The sequence below is a fragment of the Nonomuraea sp. KM88 genome, assembly GCF_052245635.1.
Classification (GTDB): Bacteria; Actinomycetota; Actinomycetes; order Streptosporangiales; family Streptosporangiaceae; genus Nonomuraea.
Map to the genome: position 1 here is coordinate 91,679 of NZ_JBQQCC010000002.1, position 16,205 is coordinate 107,883.

The following is a 16,205-nucleotide window of genomic DNA, read 5'->3' on the forward strand; positions in this document are numbered from 1 at the left end:
GGAGCCCGTGACATGGACAGTGACATCGAGTCCCCCACCGACACCGACAGCGACAGCGACATCGTCATCGTCGGCGGCGGCCCCAACGGGCTGATGCTGGCCTGCGAGCTGAGCCTGGCCGGGGTCCGGCCGCTCGTCGTCGAACGCCTGCCGCACCGCAGCGACCAGCCCAAGGCCAACGGCATCGTCGGTCAGGTCGTGCGGTTGCTGCGCCGGCGTGGCCTCGCCGCCGAGGAGGCGCCGGTAAGCACGTTCGTGTTCGGCGCGCTGCCGCTGGACCTGTCAGGGCTCGACGACAACCCGCTCCACGGGATGGGGATCAAGCAACCCGAACTTGAGGAGCTGTTCGAGAAGCGGGCGCTCGAGCTGGGCGCGGAGATCCGGCGCGGGCACGAGCTGACCGGCTTCGACCAGGATGCCGCGGGCGTCACGGTGCGCCTCGAAGGGCCCGCGGGCCCCTACGTCGTGCGCACCCGCCATCTGGTCGGCTGCGACGGCGCGCACAGCACGGTGCGCAAGCTCGCCGGCATCGGCTTCCCCGGGATGGTCACGGCCGACGTCGTGAGCCGCGCCGCCCATGTCAGCGTTCCTGGGGCGGTGTTGCGGATGGAGCGGGCCGAGCTGAACGTGCCGGGCGCGGGCACCTTCGGGCTCTACGCCTGGCACCGCACCGAGCGCGGCGCGTACGCGATCATGCCGGTGGGTCCGGGGACGCTGCTGATCAGCGCCATGGAGTGGGAGTCCGGCGCGCCCGGCGACGACGTGCCCATGACCGTCGAGGAGCTGCGGGCGAGCCTCGCCCGCGTGACGGGGGCCGACGTGCCGCTGGCCGGCCCCGGTGGCGCGGGCCCTCACCTGCTCAGGCGGCTGAACGGGCGCCACACGCGGGTGGCCGAGCGTTACCGCGCGGGCAGGGTGTTCGTGGCGGGCGACGCCGCGCACGTCCACTCGGCCATGGGCGCGCCCGGGCTCAACCTGGGCCTGCAGGATTGCGTGAACCTCGCCTGGAAGCTCGCGGCCGAGGTGCGCGGATGGGCGCCGCCGCGGCTGCTCGACAGCTACGAGGCCGAGCGCCGCCCGGCCGCCGAGCGGGTCGCCCTGCACACGCGGGCGCAGCTCGCGCTGGCCGCTCCCGGCGCCGAGGTCACGGCGCTGCGCGCGGTGTTCGGCGAGTTGCTGGACGACGAGGCGGCCCGGCGCCGCATCGCCTCCCTGCTGGCCGGCTCCGACGTGGTCTATCCGATGCCCGCGCCGCCGCATCCGCTGCTCGGACGCTTCCTGCCCGACCTGCCCGCCGGGCCCGCCGCCCGTGCCAGACCGGTCCTGCTCGACCCGGAAGGGCGGCTGCGGGTGCGTCACGGGCGGGTCGACGTGGTGGCCGGCGAGGGCCCCGACGCCGTGCTCGTACGTCCCGACGGCTACGTGGCCTGGGCCGGCACGCCCGGCGAGTCGCTGGACGAGGCGCTAAGGACGTGGTTCGGCGAGAGCCTGGAGGTGGCGGCGTAGCGCGTCGCGCATCAGCTCGGGCGTCATCCGCTCGGGGTGGAGCACGCCCGCCAGGGTGAGCCCGTCGATCAGCCCGGCCAGCCGCTCGGTCTCCACCGCGGCGTCCATGCCCGGCGGCCGGTGCCGGGCGACGCCGTCGACGATCCGCCTGACGAGCCTGCGCGTGCCGTCGTACGCCTCCAGCGCCAGCGGCTGGAGCTCGGGCCGGGTGCGGGCCGCCGTCGTGAACGCCAGCCAGACGGCCGCCTCGTCGCGCCGGGCCTCGTCCAGCGGCAGCAGCTCCGACAACATCAGCTCCACGTTGGCCGCCCGCTCGTCGCGGCCGGTCGCGGCCAGCAGCGGGCCGAGGCGCTCCATGAGCCGCTTGCTCACCCGGTCGATCGAGGCGCGCATCGCGAACGTCATCAGGTCGGTGTGGCCGTCGAAATAGTGCCGGACCGAGCCGATGGCCAGCCCTGCCTCCTCTGCCACGTTGCGCAGCGAGGCCTGCTCGAAGCCCGCGCGCCGCACGACGCGGAACACCGCCTCCACCACTTCGTCCCGGCGGGCGGACGGATCCACGACTTTCGGCATGTTCCCCTTTATAGCACGGCCCTGCTAATTTATTTGGCATGGATGTGCTAAGAATCGGCCTGCTCATCGGTCTTGTCGTCTATGTCGTGGCCAGGCGGATGGCCGGCCATCCGCTCGTCGCCAAGGACGTCTACGTGCCGCCGGTCATCATGGTGGGGATCGGGATCCACGGGCTGCGCGCGATCGACCTGTCGGCGACGGACCTCCTGTGGCTCGCCGTCACGACCCTGCTCGGCGTCGCCTTCGGGGCCATGCGCGCCGCCACCACCGAGGTGTTCCCCAAGGGCGGCGTCCTGTGGCAGCGCTACACGGGCAAGACCCTGGTGGTGTGGGCGCTGACGCTGGTGGCCGGCTTCGGCGTGGGCGCGCTGGCGGTGGCGTCCGGGATGAACGCCGAGGCCAGGTCCATGCCGATGTCGATCGGCGTCGGCCTGCTCGGCGAGGCGCTGGTGATCCTGCTCAGGTCGCGGAGCGCGGGCGTGCCGTACGCGCAGGAGCAGCGCTGAGCGGCCCGGCTCAGGCGCGGCCGACGCCGGCGAGGATGCCCGGCCTGACGTAGTCGTACGTGCCGTCGGGGGAGGCGTCGGGCGTCCAGTCGGCGACCGGGACGACACCGGGGCCGATCAGATCGAGACCGTCGAAATAGGCGGCGATCTGGCCGCGGTCGCGGCCGGCCAGGCCGCCGGAGGTGGTGCCTCGGTAGACCGACCGGCCGGCGTCGGTCACGTCGGCCGCGGCGTTGCCCGCGTACAGGTGCGAGAGCACCAGATGGCCGCCGGGCCGCAGCCGCTCCCTGACGCGGGCCACGATCCCGGCGGCCTCGTCGTCGTCGGGCACGAAGTGCAGCACCGCGACGAGCAGGACCGCGTACGGCTCCGACATGTCGATGCGCCCGGTGACGCGCGGGTCGTCCAGGATGGCGTCGGGGTCCCTGAGATCGCCCTCCACCGCGACGACGTCGGGGTCCCTGGCCAGCAGCGCGCGGGCGTGGGACAACACGATCGGGTCGTTGTCGACGTAGACGACGCGGGAGCCGGGGGCGTGCCGGTGGGCCACCTGGTGCACGTTGTCCTGGGTGGGCAGCCCGGCGCCGATGTCGACGAACTGGCGCACGCCGGCCTCGGCGGCCACGCGCACGGCCTGGCGCAGGAAGGCGCGGTTGGCCAGCGCGATCTGCCGGGTGTCGTTGCCCATCCGGCGGCCGATCTCGATCATCTTCTCGGCCGCCTCGCGATCGGCGGGGAAGTTGTCGCGGCCGCCGAGATAGTAGTCGTACATGCGGGCGACGCTGGGGACGTGAGGGTTGATCTCTGAAGATAAGCGGTCAACCTCGGCCATGTCACGACCCTTCGGGACGTAGATCTTTTGAGCCGATTCTAGGCGGGGAAAGGCCGGGATCCCGGAGCCCTGCGGCGAGCGGCCGATCAGATGCGCCGGAAGGTACGCCGGTAGGCCAGCGGAGCCACACCCACGGCCGCGCGCAGGTGCTGGCGCAGCGACACCGCCGTGCCGAAGCCGGCCCGCCTGGCCACCTCCTCCACCCCCAGCTCCGTCGTCTCCAGCAGATGCCTGGCGTGCTGCATGCGCTGCCGGTTGAGCCACTTGGCCGGGCTCATGCCGCTCTCCTCGCGGAAGCGCCGGGTGAACGTGCGCACGCTCATACTCGCGTGCGCGGCCAGCACGTTGAGATCGAGCGGGGCGTCGAGGTGAGCCAGCATCCAGGCGCGGGTGGCCGCCGTGCCGTCGCCGTCGCCGTCCGGAAGCGGCCGGTCGATGTACTGAGCCTGGCCCCCCTCCCGCCAGGGCGGCATGACGCAGCGGCGGGCGGCGCGGTTGGCCACCTCGCTGCCGTGGTCGCGCCTGATCACGTGCAGGCACAGGTCCATCCCCGCCGCCACCCCGGCCGAGGTCAGCAGGTCGCCGTCGTCCACGTAGAGCACGTCGGGATCGAGCTTCACCTGCGGGAACAGCGCGCCGAAGCGCGCCGCCTCCAGCCAGTGCGTGGTGGCCCGCCGCCCGTCGAGCAGCCCCGCGGCCGCCAGCACGAACGCGCCCGTGCAGATCGACATCGTGCGGGTCGGCCCCTGCCGGGCGGCGCGCAGGGCCGCCGACAACCCCTCCGAGATCGTGCCCTCCACCAGTGCCCGGCCTCCGTGGATGCCCGGCACCAGAACCGTGCCGGCCGTGCCGAGCACGTCGAGGTCGTGGTCGGGCTGCACGGTGTAGCCGGCCGAGCAGCGCACCGGCATGCGGCCCTCGGAGCAGGTCACCACCTCGTAGAGCCGTTCGCCGTGCGCGTCGCGGGCGCTCCCGAACACCTGGCCGGGCACGCCGAGGTCGAGCGGGGCGAATCGGTCCAGCACCACGACCGCGATCCTATGGGTCATGGCCGGATTCTTGCAGATATTGGCTTTTGGGCCACTCGTGACCACCTGGGGAGTTCGACCAGGATGGGCGCATGACCTTGAGCACCACCCCCACCCGTCGCGGGCTGCACCGGGCCTGGTACGTCGCGGCCGTGGCCTTCGTGACGATCCTGGGCGCGGCCGGGTTCCGCGCCACCCCCGGTGTGCTGATCACCCCGTTGCGGGAGGAGTTCGGCTGGTCGGCCGGCACGATCTCGCTGGCCGTCTCGATCAACCTGGTGCTCTACGGCCTGACCGCGCCCTTCGCCGCCGCCCTGATGGACCGCTTCGGCATGCGCCGCGTGGTCGCCGTGGCGCTGCTGCTGATCGCCTGCGGCAGCGGGCTCACCGTGCTGATGACGGCGAGCTGGCACCTCCTGCTGCTCTGGGGCGTACTGGTCGGGCTCGGCACGGGGTCGATGGCGCTCGTGTTCGCCGCGACGGTGGTGGACCGCTGGTTCGTCCGCCACCGCGGACTGGTCACCGGCGTGCTGACGGCGAGCGGCGCCACCGGGCAACTCGTCTTCCTGCCCGTGCTCGCGCATCTCGCGCAGGGCTCGGGATGGCGCTTCGCCTCGCTGACCGTGGCCGTGGCGGCGCTGGCCGTGGTGCCGTTCGTGTGGTGGCTGCTGCGCGACCGGCCCGAGGACGTGGGCACCACGGCGCTGGGCGCGCGGCCCGGTGCGGTGCGTACGGCGCCCAGCACGGCCAACGCCACCCTCAGGGCCGTCACCGTGCTCGCCGCGGCGGCGCGGACCCGGCCGTTCTGGATGCTGGCGGGCGGTTTCGCGATCTGCGGAGCCAGCACGAACGGCCTGGTCAGCACCCACTTCATCCCCGCCGCGCACGACCACGGCATGGCCGAGCCCGTCGCCGCGGGCCTCCTGGCGGTCATCGGGATCTTCGACGTCGTGGGCACGGTCGCGTCCGGCTGGCTGAGCGACAAGATCGACCCGAAGATGCTGCTCGGCGTCTACTACGGGCTGCGCGGGCTCTCCCTGATGGTGCTGCCCGGCCTGTTCGCGGCCACGACCGAGCCGAGCATGCTGATCTTCATCGTCTTCTACGGCCTGGACTGGGTGGCGACCGTGCCGCCCACGGTCGCCCTGTGCCGGCGCGTCTACGGAGCCGACGGAGCCGTCGTGTTCGGCTGGGTGTTCGGCGCGCACCAGGTCGGGGCCGCGATCGCCGCGTTCGGAGCCGGCCTCACCCGCGACCACCTGGGCGCCTACGACCTCGCCTGGTACGCCGCCGGCGCCCTCTGCCTGGTGGCCGCCGGCATGTCCCTGGCGATCGGGCATGCTAGGGAGGCGACGAACCCGAGCGAGCGATGAACCTCGGAGAGCGATGAACACCGAGCTGTACGTCCTGCCGCTGGTCGTCAGGATCGAGCGGGCGGCGCCCCCCGAGCGCACCGACGCCCTGGAAGCCGCCGCCATGGCCGTGCTGAGCCTGCTGGCCGATCCGGGCGAGTGGGCCGCCGAACTGCACGCCTGGCAGTCCACCGGCAAGATCCGCAAGGTCGTGCGCCGGGCGCGGGGCGCCGAGTGGCGGCGGGCACTCGCGCTGCCGGGGCGCACGATCGGGCACCGCACGGCAGAGGTGCGCGTGCATCCGCCGGTGCCGCTCGACGACTGGCCGCGAGACCTCGCGCGGCTGCAGGTGTCGGGCACCGAACTGGCCGACACGGCCGAGCCGCCTCCCGCCGAGCCCCCGATCCTGTGGGAGAACCCCAGGCTGGAGATGTCCGCGGGCAAGGCCATGGCGCAGGCCGGGCACGCCGCCCAGCTCGCGTGGTGGGCCAGCGACGCCGGCGAGCGTGCCGCCTGGCGGGAGCGCGGGATGGCGGTGTCGGTGCGCCGGGCCCGCGCGCAGGACGACTTCGACGCCAGGGCGGCCGCCGGGCTGCCCGTCGTGCGCGACGCCGGGTTCACCGAGATCGAGCCGGGTTCGTGCACGTTCGTCGCGGACGCGCCCTGGCTCGCCGGGCGCGTCTTCAGAGGGTGAACACGTCGGCCAGCACGCCGCCGGCCGGGGTGACGCGCGCGGGCGACGGGCTGTCGTAGACGACCATGAGCCGGCCACCGGCCAGCAGCGCCAGCCCTTCTGGGTGGTCGCAGCCGGCGCCGTACTTCAACTCCAGCACCGTCTCCAGCTCGCCGGCCGGAACGACGTCCCTGCGCCGGCCCGGCCGCCAGCGGACCACCCGTACGGGCCCGTCGAGGCTCATGGTGGGCCCGGCGAGCACCAGCAGCGAGTCGCCGTCGGGGCACAGGTCCCGCACGCCCAGCCCGTCCAAGTCCAGGAAGTGCTTGCGGTACGGCTCGCGCAACCGCAGCCGCCCGCCGCCCGCGTCGTCCAGCCGCAGCTCCAGCACGACCGCCCAGCCGCGCAGCACGGGGCCGCGCAGCCCCAGGTAGACCTGCTCGGACACGACGGCGATGCCTTCGACGTCGAACCCGTTGTCCTTGCCGGGCAGATCGAGGAACGCCCCGAGGTGCCGGTCGTCACGCAGGTGCGTGGTGAGGCCCTGCCCGCCGGACAGGATCGCCCCCTGACCAGGGGTCCGCTCGTCGAGGAGCGGTAGGCGTACGAGGATGAAGCGGTTCTCCTCCCTGACCACCGTGGCCAGCCGGTCGGCGGCCTTGGCGGGGTCCTTCGACTTGACCTTCTTGCGCTTGAGGCTGTGCGAGCCGGCCAGCCAGAGGTGGCCGTCGGCGCGGGCGAGGCCCTCGATGTCGGCTTCGTCGACGGGGCCGGCCGGGAGGTCGACGTGGTCCGCCAGCTCGAACGTGCGCTGGGCGCCGAAGTGGTCGCCCGTCCACGCCAGGTGCTCGAACGTCGCGGTCTCGTCGCCGGCGATCCAGAGGCCGGTCGCGCTCGGCCTGATCGCTGAGAGGTTTGTATGGGTTTGGGCTGCTCTGGAGGCTTGATCGAAGCGCAGCTCCACCTGTTCCACGACGCCATGATTGCACTTCGGTCGCTTCGAGGACGCCATGGCGGGATATGTCGTACGCTCCGCTCGTGCTCGATGGGGAAGATGAGATCAAGGGTTCCCGCGTGAGAACCGCTTCCAGACCTTGGGTCCCTGCTTCTCCGCCCAAACGCTCCCGCATCGGTGATCTCCGCATGCGGGTGGTGTACCGGGGGCTCGCCGTGGCCGCCGCCGTCGTGGCCGTCGCCGTGGCGCTGGTCGTGGTGGTGCTCCCGTCAGGGCCGGACGAGGTCGCGGCGGGGCCGGTAACCGCGCCGCCGGCCGCACCGTCCTCGTCCGGCCCCGCACCTTCCCGCGCGGCCGGCGAGCCCGTCGAGGCGGCGAAGGCGTCACCCACTCCCGGCGCCTCGCTCGCGCCCGGCTACACGGCCATGGAGGCGCTGTACGCCGACCCGCGCGTCCCCAAGCTGACCTCCAAGGTCAGGAGGGTCAAGGTGCGCCCGCCCGCCAGGCGGGTCCTCAAGGACCGGCGCACCGGGCTGGCCGTGCCGAGGCTGGGCCGGCCGTGGAAGGCGCACAATCCGGCGCCGTACACCACCAAGCAGGTGCTGCCCAGGCAGCGCGGCACGAGCCTGCGCGGGGTCCTCGTGACCTGCCCGCTCCCGATCATGGAGCAGAAGTCGCGGCGCGACACGGCGCTGCTGGCCGCCCGCTGGACGCTCAACCACCACCCCAAGGGCTCCCGGATCACCTGGCTGGCCGCGCAACCGGTCAAGCGCGGATGGATGCTGATTTATCGGGTGAAGTACGGAAAACACTCCTCCCGGGCGGCCGTCGTCGTCATGGACGGGGGAATGAGCAAGCCCGGCCTGGCGTTCGTCACAGTGCCTGACACGCAGCGCAAGCACTGGCCCGATGTCGGCCGCGTGGCCGCAGGGGTACGTGTCCTAGGCTAGAAAGATCATTGAATGCGGCGATATGGGGGAGTGACGCCGTGGAACGCTCTGGAGCGCCGCAGCCATCCGACAAGGGCAAGGGCAAGCCGCCCTGGCGCTCGGAAGGCCTGCCCGGCACACCCGGAGGGCGACCCAAGATCAACTGGTGGCGGTTCGCCGTCACCCTTCTGATCGTGTACGCGGCCTTCTTCGTGGTCTCGTCGTTCGTCGACAGCGGCTCGGTCGAGACGATCTCGTACACCGAGTTCACCAAGCAGGTGAACGCGAAGAACGTCAAGGACATCTACGCCGAGGGCCTTTCGGTCGAGGGCGACCTCAGATCGGCGGCGAAGAACCCCGAGAGCAACGAGTCCTACACCAAGTTCGCCACCGAGATCCCGGCCTTCGCCAACACCGACCAGCTCGACCAGCAGCTGGCCAACGGGCAGGTCGAGATCACCTCCAAGCCGATCACGCGCGGGTTCTTCTCCAACCTGCTGTTCTCGCTGCTGCCCGTGCTGCTGCTGGCGGGCCTGTGGATCTGGGTCATGCGGCGGGGCGCCAGCATGATGGGCGGCGGCGGCCTGGGCGGGCTCGGCAAGTCGAAGGCGGCCAAGCCGGTCGAGGCCGGGCAGGTGCGCGTCACGTTCGACGACGTCGCCGGCATCGACGAGGTCGAGAACGAGCTCGTCGAGATCGTCGACTACCTCAAAGACCCCGACAAATACCGCAGGCTGGGCGCGAAGCTGCCCAAAGGCGTGCTGCTCGCGGGCCCGCCGGGAACCGGCAAGACGCTGCTGGCCAGGGCGGTCGCGGGCGAGGCCAAGGTGCCCTACTTCTCGGCCAGCGCCTCCGAGTTCATCGAGATGATCGTCGGCGTGGGCGCCTCGCGCGTGCGCGACCTGTTCGAGGAGGCGCGGAAGGTGGCGCCGTCGATCGTGTTCATCGACGAGATCGACGCCATCGGCAGGGCCAGGGGCGGCGCCGGCGGCGTCGGCGGGCACGACGAGCGCGAGCAGACGCTCAACCAGATCCTCACCGAGATGGACGGCTTCTCCGGGGCCGAGGGCGTGATCGTCATCGGGGCCACCAACCGCCCCGAAGTCCTCGACCCGGCGCTGCTGCGTCCTGGGCGCTTCGACCGTACGGTGCAGGTGGGCCTGCCCGACGCGGCCGGCCGCACCGCGATCCTGGCGGTGCACACGAGGGGCGTGCCGCTCGACCCCGAGGTCGGCCTCGACCAGCTCGCCAAGACCACCCCCGGCATGACCGGCGCCGACCTGGCCAACCTCGTCAACGAGGCGGCCCTCCTTGCCGCCAAGCGCGGCAAGGAGAAGGTCTCGACGGCCGACTTCACCGACGCGCTGGAGAAACTGCAGCTTGGCGCGGCCCGCAGCATCGTCATGCCGGAGGACGAGCGCACCAGGACCGCCTTCCACGAGGCCGGGCACGCGCTGCTCGGGATGCTCCAGCCGGGCGCCGACCCGGTCAGGAAGATCTCCATCATCCCGCGCGGCCGGGCGCTCGGCGTCACGCTGTCCACCCCGGACAGCGACCGCTACGCCTACGACGAGCAATATCTGCGCGGGCGCATCACCGGCGCGCTCGGCGGCATGGCGGCCGAGCAGGTCGTGTTCGGCGTCATCACCACCGGCGCCGAGAACGACCTCGAGCAGGTCACGATGATCGCCCGCGGCATGGTCGGCCGCTGGGGCATGTCGGAGAAGATCGGCCCGCTGACCATCCTGCCCAACGACGGCCAGCAGCCCCAGGCCTCGCCTGTCACGCTCGCCATGGTCGACGAGGAGGCGCGGCGCATCGTGGACGAGTGCTACGAGCGCGCGGTCCAGGTGCTCAGCGACAACCGCGACAAGCTCGACGCGATCGTGGAGGCGCTGCTGGAGCACGAAACCCTCGACGAGGCCGGTGCGTACGCCGCCGCGGGCCTGCTGAGCCGGTCCGCGGACACCGCCGGGAGCCGGCCGAGGGAATTTTCCGAGAATTAGGCAATCCGGACGTTGACGCCGATTGTGGTCGGGGCAGATGTTCCGACAACGATCGGGGGACTTGTCGTGACACTGACTGACGAGCTTCTCGCCGAGCTCGGAGACTCAGGGCTGGAACAGGTCGCCGGGATGCTCGGCACCGACCCGGCCACGGCCCGCATCGTGACCCAGGCCGTCGCGGGCACGATCATCGGTGGCATGGCCCGCGACGCCGAGCACCTTGACGGTGCCGACGCCCTGCTCAGCGCGCTGGACGACCATAAGGACACCGACCCGTTCAACGGCGACGTGGCCTCGCTGACCCGCGACGGCCACAACATCCTCGGCCACGTGTTCGGCGGCCAGGGCACCGAGCGGGCGGCGGCCGGGCTGTCGCAGCTCGCCGCGGTGAACCCCGGGGCCATGATGAAGCTGCTGCCGCTGGTCGCCCCCATGATCATGTCGCTGCTCGCCGACCGCGCCGCCGGGCGTCACCTGGACGCGCGCGCCCTGGCCGACGAGCTCGACCACGAACGGTCCACCCTTCCCGCGAAGCTGGGCGACCTGGTGACGACCCTGCTCGACGGCATCTTCGGCGGCACGCCCGCGCAGCGGACCAGCCCGTACGACACGGCGGCCCTCACCCGCGGCCGCAGGAGCGCGGGCAGCCGTGAGATCACACCGGGCACGGCGACCCCCGACTGGTGACCGGTAGGCTGTGCGAGTGATCGTTCTGGCCTCAGCCTCCTCCGCCCGCCTGGCTCTTCTGCGCAGCGCGGGCCTCGACCCCAAGGTCATCGTCAGCGGCGTCGACGAGGAGGCCTATTCGGCCTACTCACCGGCGGCGCTCAGCCTGGTGCTGGCCAAGGCCAAGGCCGAGGCGGTCGCGAGCGGGCTGGACGAAGGGCTGGTCATCGGCTGCGACTCGATCCTCGAGCTCGACGGCCGCCCCTACGGCAAGCCGGCCACGCCCGAGGAGGCCCTGGAGCGGTGGCGGCTGCTGCGGGGCCGCACGGGGCGGCTCGTCACGGGCCACTGCGTCATCGACGTCGTCGCCGGCCGGCAGGCGGCGGAGACCGCCACCACCGTGGTGCACTTCGGCCGGCCCTCGCCCGAGGAGATCGCCGCCTACGTCGACACGGGCGAGCCGCTCTCCCTGGCCGGAGCCTTCAGCATCGAAGGGCGCGGCGGATGGTTCGTCGAAGGGATCGAGGGCGACCACGGCAACGTGCTCGGCATCTCGCTGCCGCTCCTTCGCGACCTGTTCGCGGAGCTCGGCTACGCGGTGACGGCTTTCTGGCGCTAGCCTGCCGGACATGCGATCAGTGCGTGACTTCTTCTCCGGCGTGTGCTTCTTCCTCCAGGGGTTCGGCTGGGTCTCTCGCAACGGGCGCTGGTGGCTGTTCGGGCTCATCCCGGCGCTCATCGCGTTCGCCGTCTACGTGGTCGCGCTGATCTTCCTCGGCACCAACGCGACCGATCTGGCCGCGTTCCTGACGCCGTTCGCCGACTCGTGGAGCTGGCGGGAGGCGTTCCGCGCGCTCGTGGGCGTCGCCCTGTTCCTGGGCGGTCTGGCGCTGGCGGTGCTGACCTTCGCCGCGCTCACGCTGGCGATCGGTGATCCGTTCTACGAGAAGTTGTCGGCGGCGGTCGACGTGCTGGAGACGGAGGACGAGCAGCCCTGGTGGCGCACTCTGCCGCGGTCCATCCGCGACAGCCTGGTCACACTGTTCTACGTGCTGCTCTTCACGGTTCCGCTGTTCGCGCTCGGGTTCGTACCCGTGGTGGGGCAGACGGTGGTGCCGGTGCTGGGAGCAGCCGTTTCCGGATTTTTCATGACAGTGGAGCTCACCACCCTGGCCCTGGAACGGCGCGGCATGGCCCGCAAGGAACGCTTCGCCCTCCTCCGCGCCAACAAGGCCGGCACGCTGGGGTTCGGAGTGGCCGTGTTCCTGCTCTTCCTCATCCCGTTCGTGGCGGTCATCGCCATGCCCGCCGCCGTGGCCGGCGCCGCCCTCCTCGTACGCACCCGCCTGGCCCCGGCCTCCACCCCCGACCCGGCGCCCTGAGGTGCTTCGCGGGGCCCGGGCTCACCTCTCCCCACGTGGAGCATCAGGACCTCGCCGAGCTCGTCGGCTGATCGAGTGCGCCGCCGTCGCGTGACTGTCGGGTGGCCGCCAGGAGACGCCGGTCGCCCCGATGCGGGGTTCGCGAGCGCGTGAGGTGCGCCACGTCCTCAGCCCCCCGGCTGACCTGCGGCCTCGCCGATGTCACAGCCCGAGGTGGCTTCTCGTCATGGGAGGTGCACGCCCTTTCGTTTCAGGAGTAGCTGATGAACCTCACCTTGTGGATCGCCGCCGGACTGCTGGCAGCCGTGGCCTTGCTCGGCGGCTTCACCAAGACCTTCGTCCCTCAGGCAAAGCTGGCCGCGACCCATGGCGGGGGATGGACCGGGGAGGTGAGCGCCGGCTTCGTCAAGACCCTGGGCATCCTGGAGGTCCTGGCCGCGGCGGGCTTCATCCTGCCCGCCGCGCTCGGCATCGCCCCGGTGATGGTGCCGGTGACCGCCGTCTGCTGGATCCTGTTGATGATCGGCGCGGGGATCACCCACGGCCGCCGCGGCGAATACCCGCTCGTGGCGCTGAACGCGGTCTACCTGGCGCTCGCGGCCTTCGTCGCCTGGGGCCGCCTCGCCGTCGAGCCCTTCGCCGGCTAATGGGAGCTACCGGGTCGGTTGATCGGGCAGACTCGGTAGCTCCCATTAGACATCCCTGGAGCCGGGATGTCTGACCCCGGCAGCAGGGTGGAGATGTGCCGGCTGCCGGGTTGTCCACAGCCTCAGCCCGCCCCCTCGCTCCATCCCCAGAACGACTTTCGGTTCTTCCGGCCCCCGCCCGCCCTCGGCACCCTTGGGGCCCATGACGACCGACAGCTCCACCCCCGCTCCCGCCTTCACCGACGAGCCCCGCCTCACCCTGGCCGGCCCCTCCGACGTCCTCGCAGCCGTCCCCTACCTGGTGGGTTTCCACCCGAAGACCTCCCTCGTGGTGATCGGCATCGACCACGGCACGACCAAGGTCGTGGCCCGATGGGGTCTCCCGCTGGAGCCCGGCACCCTCGACCCGCTGGCCCCCCTCCTGCAGCGGGAGAGCGTCACGGAGATCGTGATCGTGGGCTACGGTCCCGGCCAGGTGGTCACCCCCGCGGTCGACGAGGTCAGGCGGCTGGCTCCACGGGCCGGCGTCCGCGTGGGGGAGGCACTACGCGCCCATGAGGGCCGCTACTGGTCCTACGTCTGCGACGTCCCCAGATGTTGCCCTGCGGACGGCACCCCCTACGACCCGTCCACCAGCCGGATCGCCGCGGAGGCGACGGTCCGGGGCCTGGTGGCCCTGCCCGACCGCGAGGCGCTGGAGCACACGCTGGCCCCTGTCACGGGTCCGGTGCGCATGGCGATGCGGCGGGCCACGTCCGACGCCGTCGCGGAGGTCAGGGCCGGGCTCACCGCCACTCCCGACCTCGACGCCCACGCCCGGCAGTTCGTCTCGGAGGGCCTGGCCAGGGTCCGGTCGGCGGTGCGGACCCACGCAGGGGGCGGCCGCCTCGACGACGCCGAGGCCGCCAGGCTCGGCCTGGACCTGGCGGTCATCCGCGTCCGCGATGAGGCCTGGACCCTCATGGACGAATCCCACGCGTCCCTGTGGAAGGATCTGACGCGCAGGCTGGAGCCCCGCTTCACGCCACCGGCCGCCTCCCTCCTGGCCATGGCGGCCTGGCGGGCGGGAAACAACGTCCAGGCCACCATCGCCCTCGAGCGCGCCCTGACCGTCGACCCCGGCTACTCGATGGCCAATCTCCTCATGCACGCCCTGCAGAACCTGCTCTCACCGAGCGTCCTGCGAGACCGTCTCCCCACCCCGGCCGAGCTCGACGCCGCCATGGGCCCCGTCCACGCGGTGTGGTTGCTGCCCCTGGTCAACCTGCTCGACGACGAGGCACCGCCGCCACCTCTCGAATAGCCGTCTTACCATGGTCCATACTCTTGAGGGCCGTGCGCGGTGAAGGGATATGACCCTCGGCCGTCTGGCAAATCGCACGGGGGAATATCCGAATTCCGGGTGTCCGGGTTAGAGGGTGTCCTCCTCGCGGCGGCGGCGCTCGTTGTAATCGCGCATCCGCCGCGGATATCCGGTGAGCTGAACGTCGTACACCGGCAGGGCAAGATTGCGAGCGACCTTGCGGATGACGGCCGGTGAGCCGACCCTCCGCCTGGTCCACTCGCCGTCGTCGGCCACCGCCACAGCGGTCGTGTCGGTGGCGAAAGTCTCTGGCTCGACGTAGAACTCGACGCCACGCCGCGAACGGGCAAAGGCGATGAGCGCTTCGATGTCGGCGTCTGTCGCCTCTCGGTCGAACTTTGCGACTTTGGGGCCGCGCAGCCGACGCAGGCCGTAGCGGTCGCGCCATCTCATGAATCCTTTTTATACGATCTGAGGGCTCCGCGCCGGGGGATGATCTAAGGGACGGATCGGGGATTCTCCGGATAGCACCCGGGCCTTCGAAGACGCAGTATGGGGGGAGACCGTTCGATTCTCACCGAGGAGAGGCATGGCGATGATGGCTGGGGTACCGACAACCCCTGGGCCGGGACAGGTGCCGCCAGCTCAACTGCGCGTCACCCACCAGGACCGAGAGCACGTGGTGGAGCACGTCAAGGCCGCCTACGCTGAGGGCCGCTTCGACAAGCTCGAGTTCGACGACCGGCTGGAGCGCGCGATGACGGCGCGCACGCACGGTGACCTGATGCCCATCATGACCGAGATCTACGGCACCCAGGCCGTGCCCCAGCTCGCCCCTCCTTCCGCGGCCGAAGTCCGCCACGAGCGCGCGCCGGAGAGCAACGAACGCCTCGGCGCCGCGCTCGGCCACATGGTGCTGCTGCTCGGCGTACCGATCGTGGCTCCGCTGATCCTGCTGCTCACCGGGGGCAAGACCTCCCCCTACATCCGCCGGCAGGCGCTGGAGGCGCTCAACTTCCAGATCACGCTCGTAGGAGCGTCGATCTTGCTGCCCTTCACCATCATCGGCGTCGTGCTGGTGCCGATCATCTGGGTCGTGGCGGTGGTCCTCGCGATCGTCGGCGGCGTCTCGGCCCTGACGGAGGGCAACTTCCGCTACCCGATGACGCTCCGCCTGGTGAAGTGACACGACGTTTCGTCCCGCTTCTTTCGCGTACGCCCCGCCGAGGCCCTGACCTCCGCGGGGCGCGTCGCGTCCTTCCCCGCACACGCCCGCTCCCGAGCTCCCCAACCGTCCGGTGCACGGCCGACCGCCGTTCTTCCGCTGGCCGGCTGTGGCCAGGGTCAGCGGGCCAGCACCTGATACTTGACCTTCATCACACCGGCACTGGTGTTGCCGACGGCGGCGAAGGCGGCTCTGGACAGGTCGAGGCAGCGGCCGCCGATGTACGGGCCGCGGTCGTTGATGCGAACCGTGACCGTCTCTCCGCTGGCCGGGTTGGTCACGCGGACCTTGCTGCCCAACGGGAGGGTCTTGTGCGCGGCGGTCATCGCCGAGGGGTTGAAACGCTCGCCGCTGGCCGTCATCTGGGGGTCGCCATTAGAGCCTCCTGAGGGGACCGTCGCCTGCAGGCAATGGGGGAATCGGGAGCGGGAGGGCCGCCAAGGCCCGGGCGTTCTGTGGCGGAACCTCGGACACCTTCGCCTCCTGCGGATAGGATGGTGCTTGTGCTTTCGGGCATCGGTCAGGGCTTGGCCGTCGTCTCCCGCGTAAGCGGGGCGAGAAGCCGCTTCCTTCAGGGAGCGGAGGAGTCACAGTAGGAAGCGCCGCACCTGCCGGACGACAG

18 protein-coding genes are annotated in these 16,205 nt (G+C 71.5%); 12 read left to right on the forward strand and 6 right to left on the reverse strand.

All coding sequences use genetic code 11. The features are described from left to right. The first annotated feature begins 12 nt into the window (after positions 1–12). Entirely contained in the window at positions 13–1,506 is a 1,494-nt protein-coding gene (locus ACTWPV_RS06195) for an FAD-dependent monooxygenase (RefSeq protein ID WP_443150967.1), read from the forward strand. On the opposite strand, the gene ACTWPV_RS06200 is transcribed toward ACTWPV_RS06195, so the two are convergent. Further along, positions 1,465–2,079, reverse strand: a complete 615-nt coding sequence (locus tag ACTWPV_RS06200) for a TetR/AcrR family transcriptional regulator (protein ID WP_443150968.1) — start codon at positions 2,077–2,079, stop codon at positions 1,465–1,467. The genes ACTWPV_RS06195 and ACTWPV_RS06200 overlap by 42 nt on opposite strands. 38 nt (positions 2,080–2,117) lie before the next feature. Here ACTWPV_RS06200 and ACTWPV_RS06205 point away from each other — a divergent pair, with 38 nt between their 5' ends. After that, positions 2,118–2,585 carry a hypothetical protein gene (locus ACTWPV_RS06205; protein WP_443150969.1) on the forward strand — a complete coding sequence of 156 codons (468 nt, stop codon included), beginning with the start codon at positions 2,118–2,120 and terminating at the stop codon, positions 2,583–2,585. Positions 2,586–2,595: 10 nt separating this feature from the next. Here the strand turns inward: ACTWPV_RS06205 and ACTWPV_RS06210 are convergent, their stop codons facing one another. Both ACTWPV_RS06210 and ACTWPV_RS06215 read right to left on the reverse strand, forming a co-directional pair. Beyond that, positions 2,596–3,417, reverse strand: a complete 822-nt coding sequence (locus tag ACTWPV_RS06210) for an SAM-dependent methyltransferase (protein WP_443150970.1) — start codon at positions 3,415–3,417, stop codon at positions 2,596–2,598. Positions 3,418–3,503: 86 nt separating this feature from the next. Continuing rightward, the gene (locus ACTWPV_RS06215) at positions 3,504–4,466 is read right to left on the reverse strand and encodes a GlxA family transcriptional regulator (protein WP_443150971.1); all 963 of its coding nucleotides are present in this window, start codon (positions 4,464–4,466) and stop codon (positions 3,504–3,506) included. A gap of 71 nt (positions 4,467–4,537) precedes the next feature. On the opposite strand from ACTWPV_RS06215, the gene ACTWPV_RS06220 reads away from it, so the two are divergent. Both ACTWPV_RS06220 and ACTWPV_RS06225 read left to right on the forward strand, forming a co-directional pair. After that, the gene (locus ACTWPV_RS06220; RefSeq protein WP_443150972.1) at positions 4,538–5,818 is read left to right on the forward strand and encodes an MFS transporter; all 1,281 of its coding nucleotides are present in this window, start codon (positions 4,538–4,540) and stop codon (positions 5,816–5,818) included. 13 nt (positions 5,819–5,831) lie between these two features. Continuing rightward, complete coding sequence (locus tag ACTWPV_RS06225) at positions 5,832–6,491, forward strand: aminoacyl-tRNA hydrolase (RefSeq protein WP_443150973.1); 660 nt, start codon at positions 5,832–5,834, stop codon at positions 6,489–6,491. Here ACTWPV_RS06225 and ACTWPV_RS06230 read toward each other — a convergent pair. Further along, entirely contained in the window at positions 6,481–7,443 is a 963-nt protein-coding gene (locus ACTWPV_RS06230) for a DUF3616 domain-containing protein (RefSeq protein WP_443150974.1), read from the reverse strand. The two genes, ACTWPV_RS06225 and ACTWPV_RS06230, sit on opposite strands and share 11 nt — an antisense overlap. A 170-nt stretch (positions 7,444–7,613) precedes the next feature. On the opposite strand from ACTWPV_RS06230, the gene ACTWPV_RS06235 reads away from it, so the two are divergent. The 7 genes from ACTWPV_RS06235 to ACTWPV_RS06265 all read left to right on the forward strand — a co-directional run bounded on the left by ACTWPV_RS06235 (position 7,614) and on the right by ACTWPV_RS06265 (position 14,358). After that, positions 7,614–8,375 (forward strand): hypothetical protein, encoded by a 762-nt coding sequence (locus tag ACTWPV_RS06235; protein WP_443150975.1) that lies wholly within the window; start codon positions 7,614–7,616, stop codon positions 8,373–8,375. 38 nt (positions 8,376–8,413) lie between these two features. Then, a complete protein-coding gene (gene ftsH / locus ACTWPV_RS06240; RefSeq protein WP_443150976.1) occupies positions 8,414–10,360 on the forward strand; it encodes an ATP-dependent zinc metalloprotease FtsH in 1,947 nt (648 codons plus the stop codon). A gap of 66 nt (positions 10,361–10,426) precedes the next feature. Further along, positions 10,427–11,047 carry a DUF937 domain-containing protein gene (locus ACTWPV_RS06245; RefSeq protein ID WP_443150977.1) on the forward strand — a complete coding sequence of 207 codons (621 nt, stop codon included), beginning with the start codon at positions 10,427–10,429 and terminating at the stop codon, positions 11,045–11,047. 16 nt (positions 11,048–11,063) lie between these two features. After that, on the forward strand, positions 11,064–11,645 hold the full coding sequence (locus tag ACTWPV_RS06250) for a Maf family protein (RefSeq protein ID WP_347650572.1): 582 nt from the start codon (positions 11,064–11,066) through the stop codon (positions 11,643–11,645). 10 nt (positions 11,646–11,655) lie between these two features. Continuing rightward, complete coding sequence (locus ACTWPV_RS06255; protein WP_443150978.1) at positions 11,656–12,408, forward strand: EI24 domain-containing protein; 753 nt, start codon at positions 11,656–11,658, stop codon at positions 12,406–12,408. 263 nt (positions 12,409–12,671) lie between these two features. Next, positions 12,672–13,055, forward strand: coding sequence for a DoxX family protein (locus tag ACTWPV_RS06260; protein WP_443150979.1), 384 nt, complete (start codon positions 12,672–12,674; stop codon positions 13,053–13,055). Positions 13,056–13,257: 202 nt separating this feature from the next. Next, on the forward strand, positions 13,258–14,358 hold the full coding sequence (locus tag ACTWPV_RS06265) for a DUF4192 domain-containing protein (protein WP_443150980.1): 1,101 nt from the start codon (positions 13,258–13,260) through the stop codon (positions 14,356–14,358). Between the two features lie 108 nt (positions 14,359–14,466). Here the strand turns inward: ACTWPV_RS06265 and ACTWPV_RS06270 are convergent, their stop codons facing one another. Then, a complete protein-coding gene (locus ACTWPV_RS06270; protein WP_132641993.1) occupies positions 14,467–14,811 on the reverse strand; it encodes a hypothetical protein in 345 nt (114 codons plus the stop codon). Positions 14,812–14,947: 136 nt separating this feature from the next. Between ACTWPV_RS06270 and ACTWPV_RS06275 the strand changes: the two genes are divergently transcribed. Continuing rightward, positions 14,948–15,544 carry a DUF1707 and DUF4870 domain-containing protein gene (locus ACTWPV_RS06275; RefSeq protein WP_443150981.1) on the forward strand — a complete coding sequence of 199 codons (597 nt, stop codon included), beginning with the start codon at positions 14,948–14,950 and terminating at the stop codon, positions 15,542–15,544. Positions 15,545–15,702: 158 nt separating this feature from the next. Here ACTWPV_RS06275 and ACTWPV_RS06280 read toward each other — a convergent pair whose 3' ends face one another. Continuing rightward, on the reverse strand, positions 15,703–15,945 hold the full coding sequence (locus ACTWPV_RS06280; RefSeq protein ID WP_443150982.1) for a septal ring lytic transglycosylase RlpA family protein: 243 nt from the start codon (positions 15,943–15,945) through the stop codon (positions 15,703–15,705). Positions 15,946–16,205 lie beyond the last annotated feature (260 nt).

Bases quoted from the DNA above. Each gene is read 5' to 3' on its own strand.
- ACTWPV_RS06205 (WP_443150969.1), top strand. From the start codon at position 2,118: ATGGATGTGCTAAGAATCGGCCTGCTCATCGGTCTTGTCGTCTATGTC.
- ACTWPV_RS06215 (WP_443150971.1), bottom strand. From the start codon at position 4,466: ATGACCCATAGGATCGCGGTCGTGGTGCTGGACCGATTCGCCCCGCTC.
- ACTWPV_RS06195 (WP_443150967.1), top strand. From the start codon at position 13: ATGGACAGTGACATCGAGTCCCCCACCGACACCGACAGCGACAGCGAC.
- ACTWPV_RS06280 (WP_443150982.1), bottom strand. From the start codon at position 15,945: ATGACGGCCAGCGGCGAGCGTTTCAACCCCTCGGCGATGACCGCCGCG.
- ACTWPV_RS06275 (WP_443150981.1), top strand. From the start codon at position 14,948: ATGGCGATGATGGCTGGGGTACCGACAACCCCTGGGCCGGGACAGGTG.
- ACTWPV_RS06225 (WP_443150973.1), top strand. From the start codon at position 5,832: ATGAACACCGAGCTGTACGTCCTGCCGCTGGTCGTCAGGATCGAGCGG.
- ACTWPV_RS06210 (WP_443150970.1), bottom strand. From the start codon at position 3,417: ATGGCCGAGGTTGACCGCTTATCTTCAGAGATCAACCCTCACGTCCCC.
- ACTWPV_RS06255 (WP_443150978.1), top strand. From the start codon at position 11,656: ATGCGATCAGTGCGTGACTTCTTCTCCGGCGTGTGCTTCTTCCTCCAG.
- ACTWPV_RS06265 (WP_443150980.1), top strand. From the start codon at position 13,258: ATGACGACCGACAGCTCCACCCCCGCTCCCGCCTTCACCGACGAGCCC.
- ACTWPV_RS06235 (WP_443150975.1), top strand. From the start codon at position 7,614: ATGCGGGTGGTGTACCGGGGGCTCGCCGTGGCCGCCGCCGTCGTGGCC.
- ACTWPV_RS06220 (WP_443150972.1), top strand. From the start codon at position 4,538: ATGACCTTGAGCACCACCCCCACCCGTCGCGGGCTGCACCGGGCCTGG.
- ACTWPV_RS06260 (WP_443150979.1), top strand. From the start codon at position 12,672: ATGAACCTCACCTTGTGGATCGCCGCCGGACTGCTGGCAGCCGTGGCC.
- ACTWPV_RS06270 (WP_132641993.1), bottom strand. From the start codon at position 14,811: ATGAGATGGCGCGACCGCTACGGCCTGCGTCGGCTGCGCGGCCCCAAA.
- ACTWPV_RS06200 (WP_443150968.1), bottom strand. From the start codon at position 2,079: ATGCCGAAAGTCGTGGATCCGTCCGCCCGCCGGGACGAAGTGGTGGAG.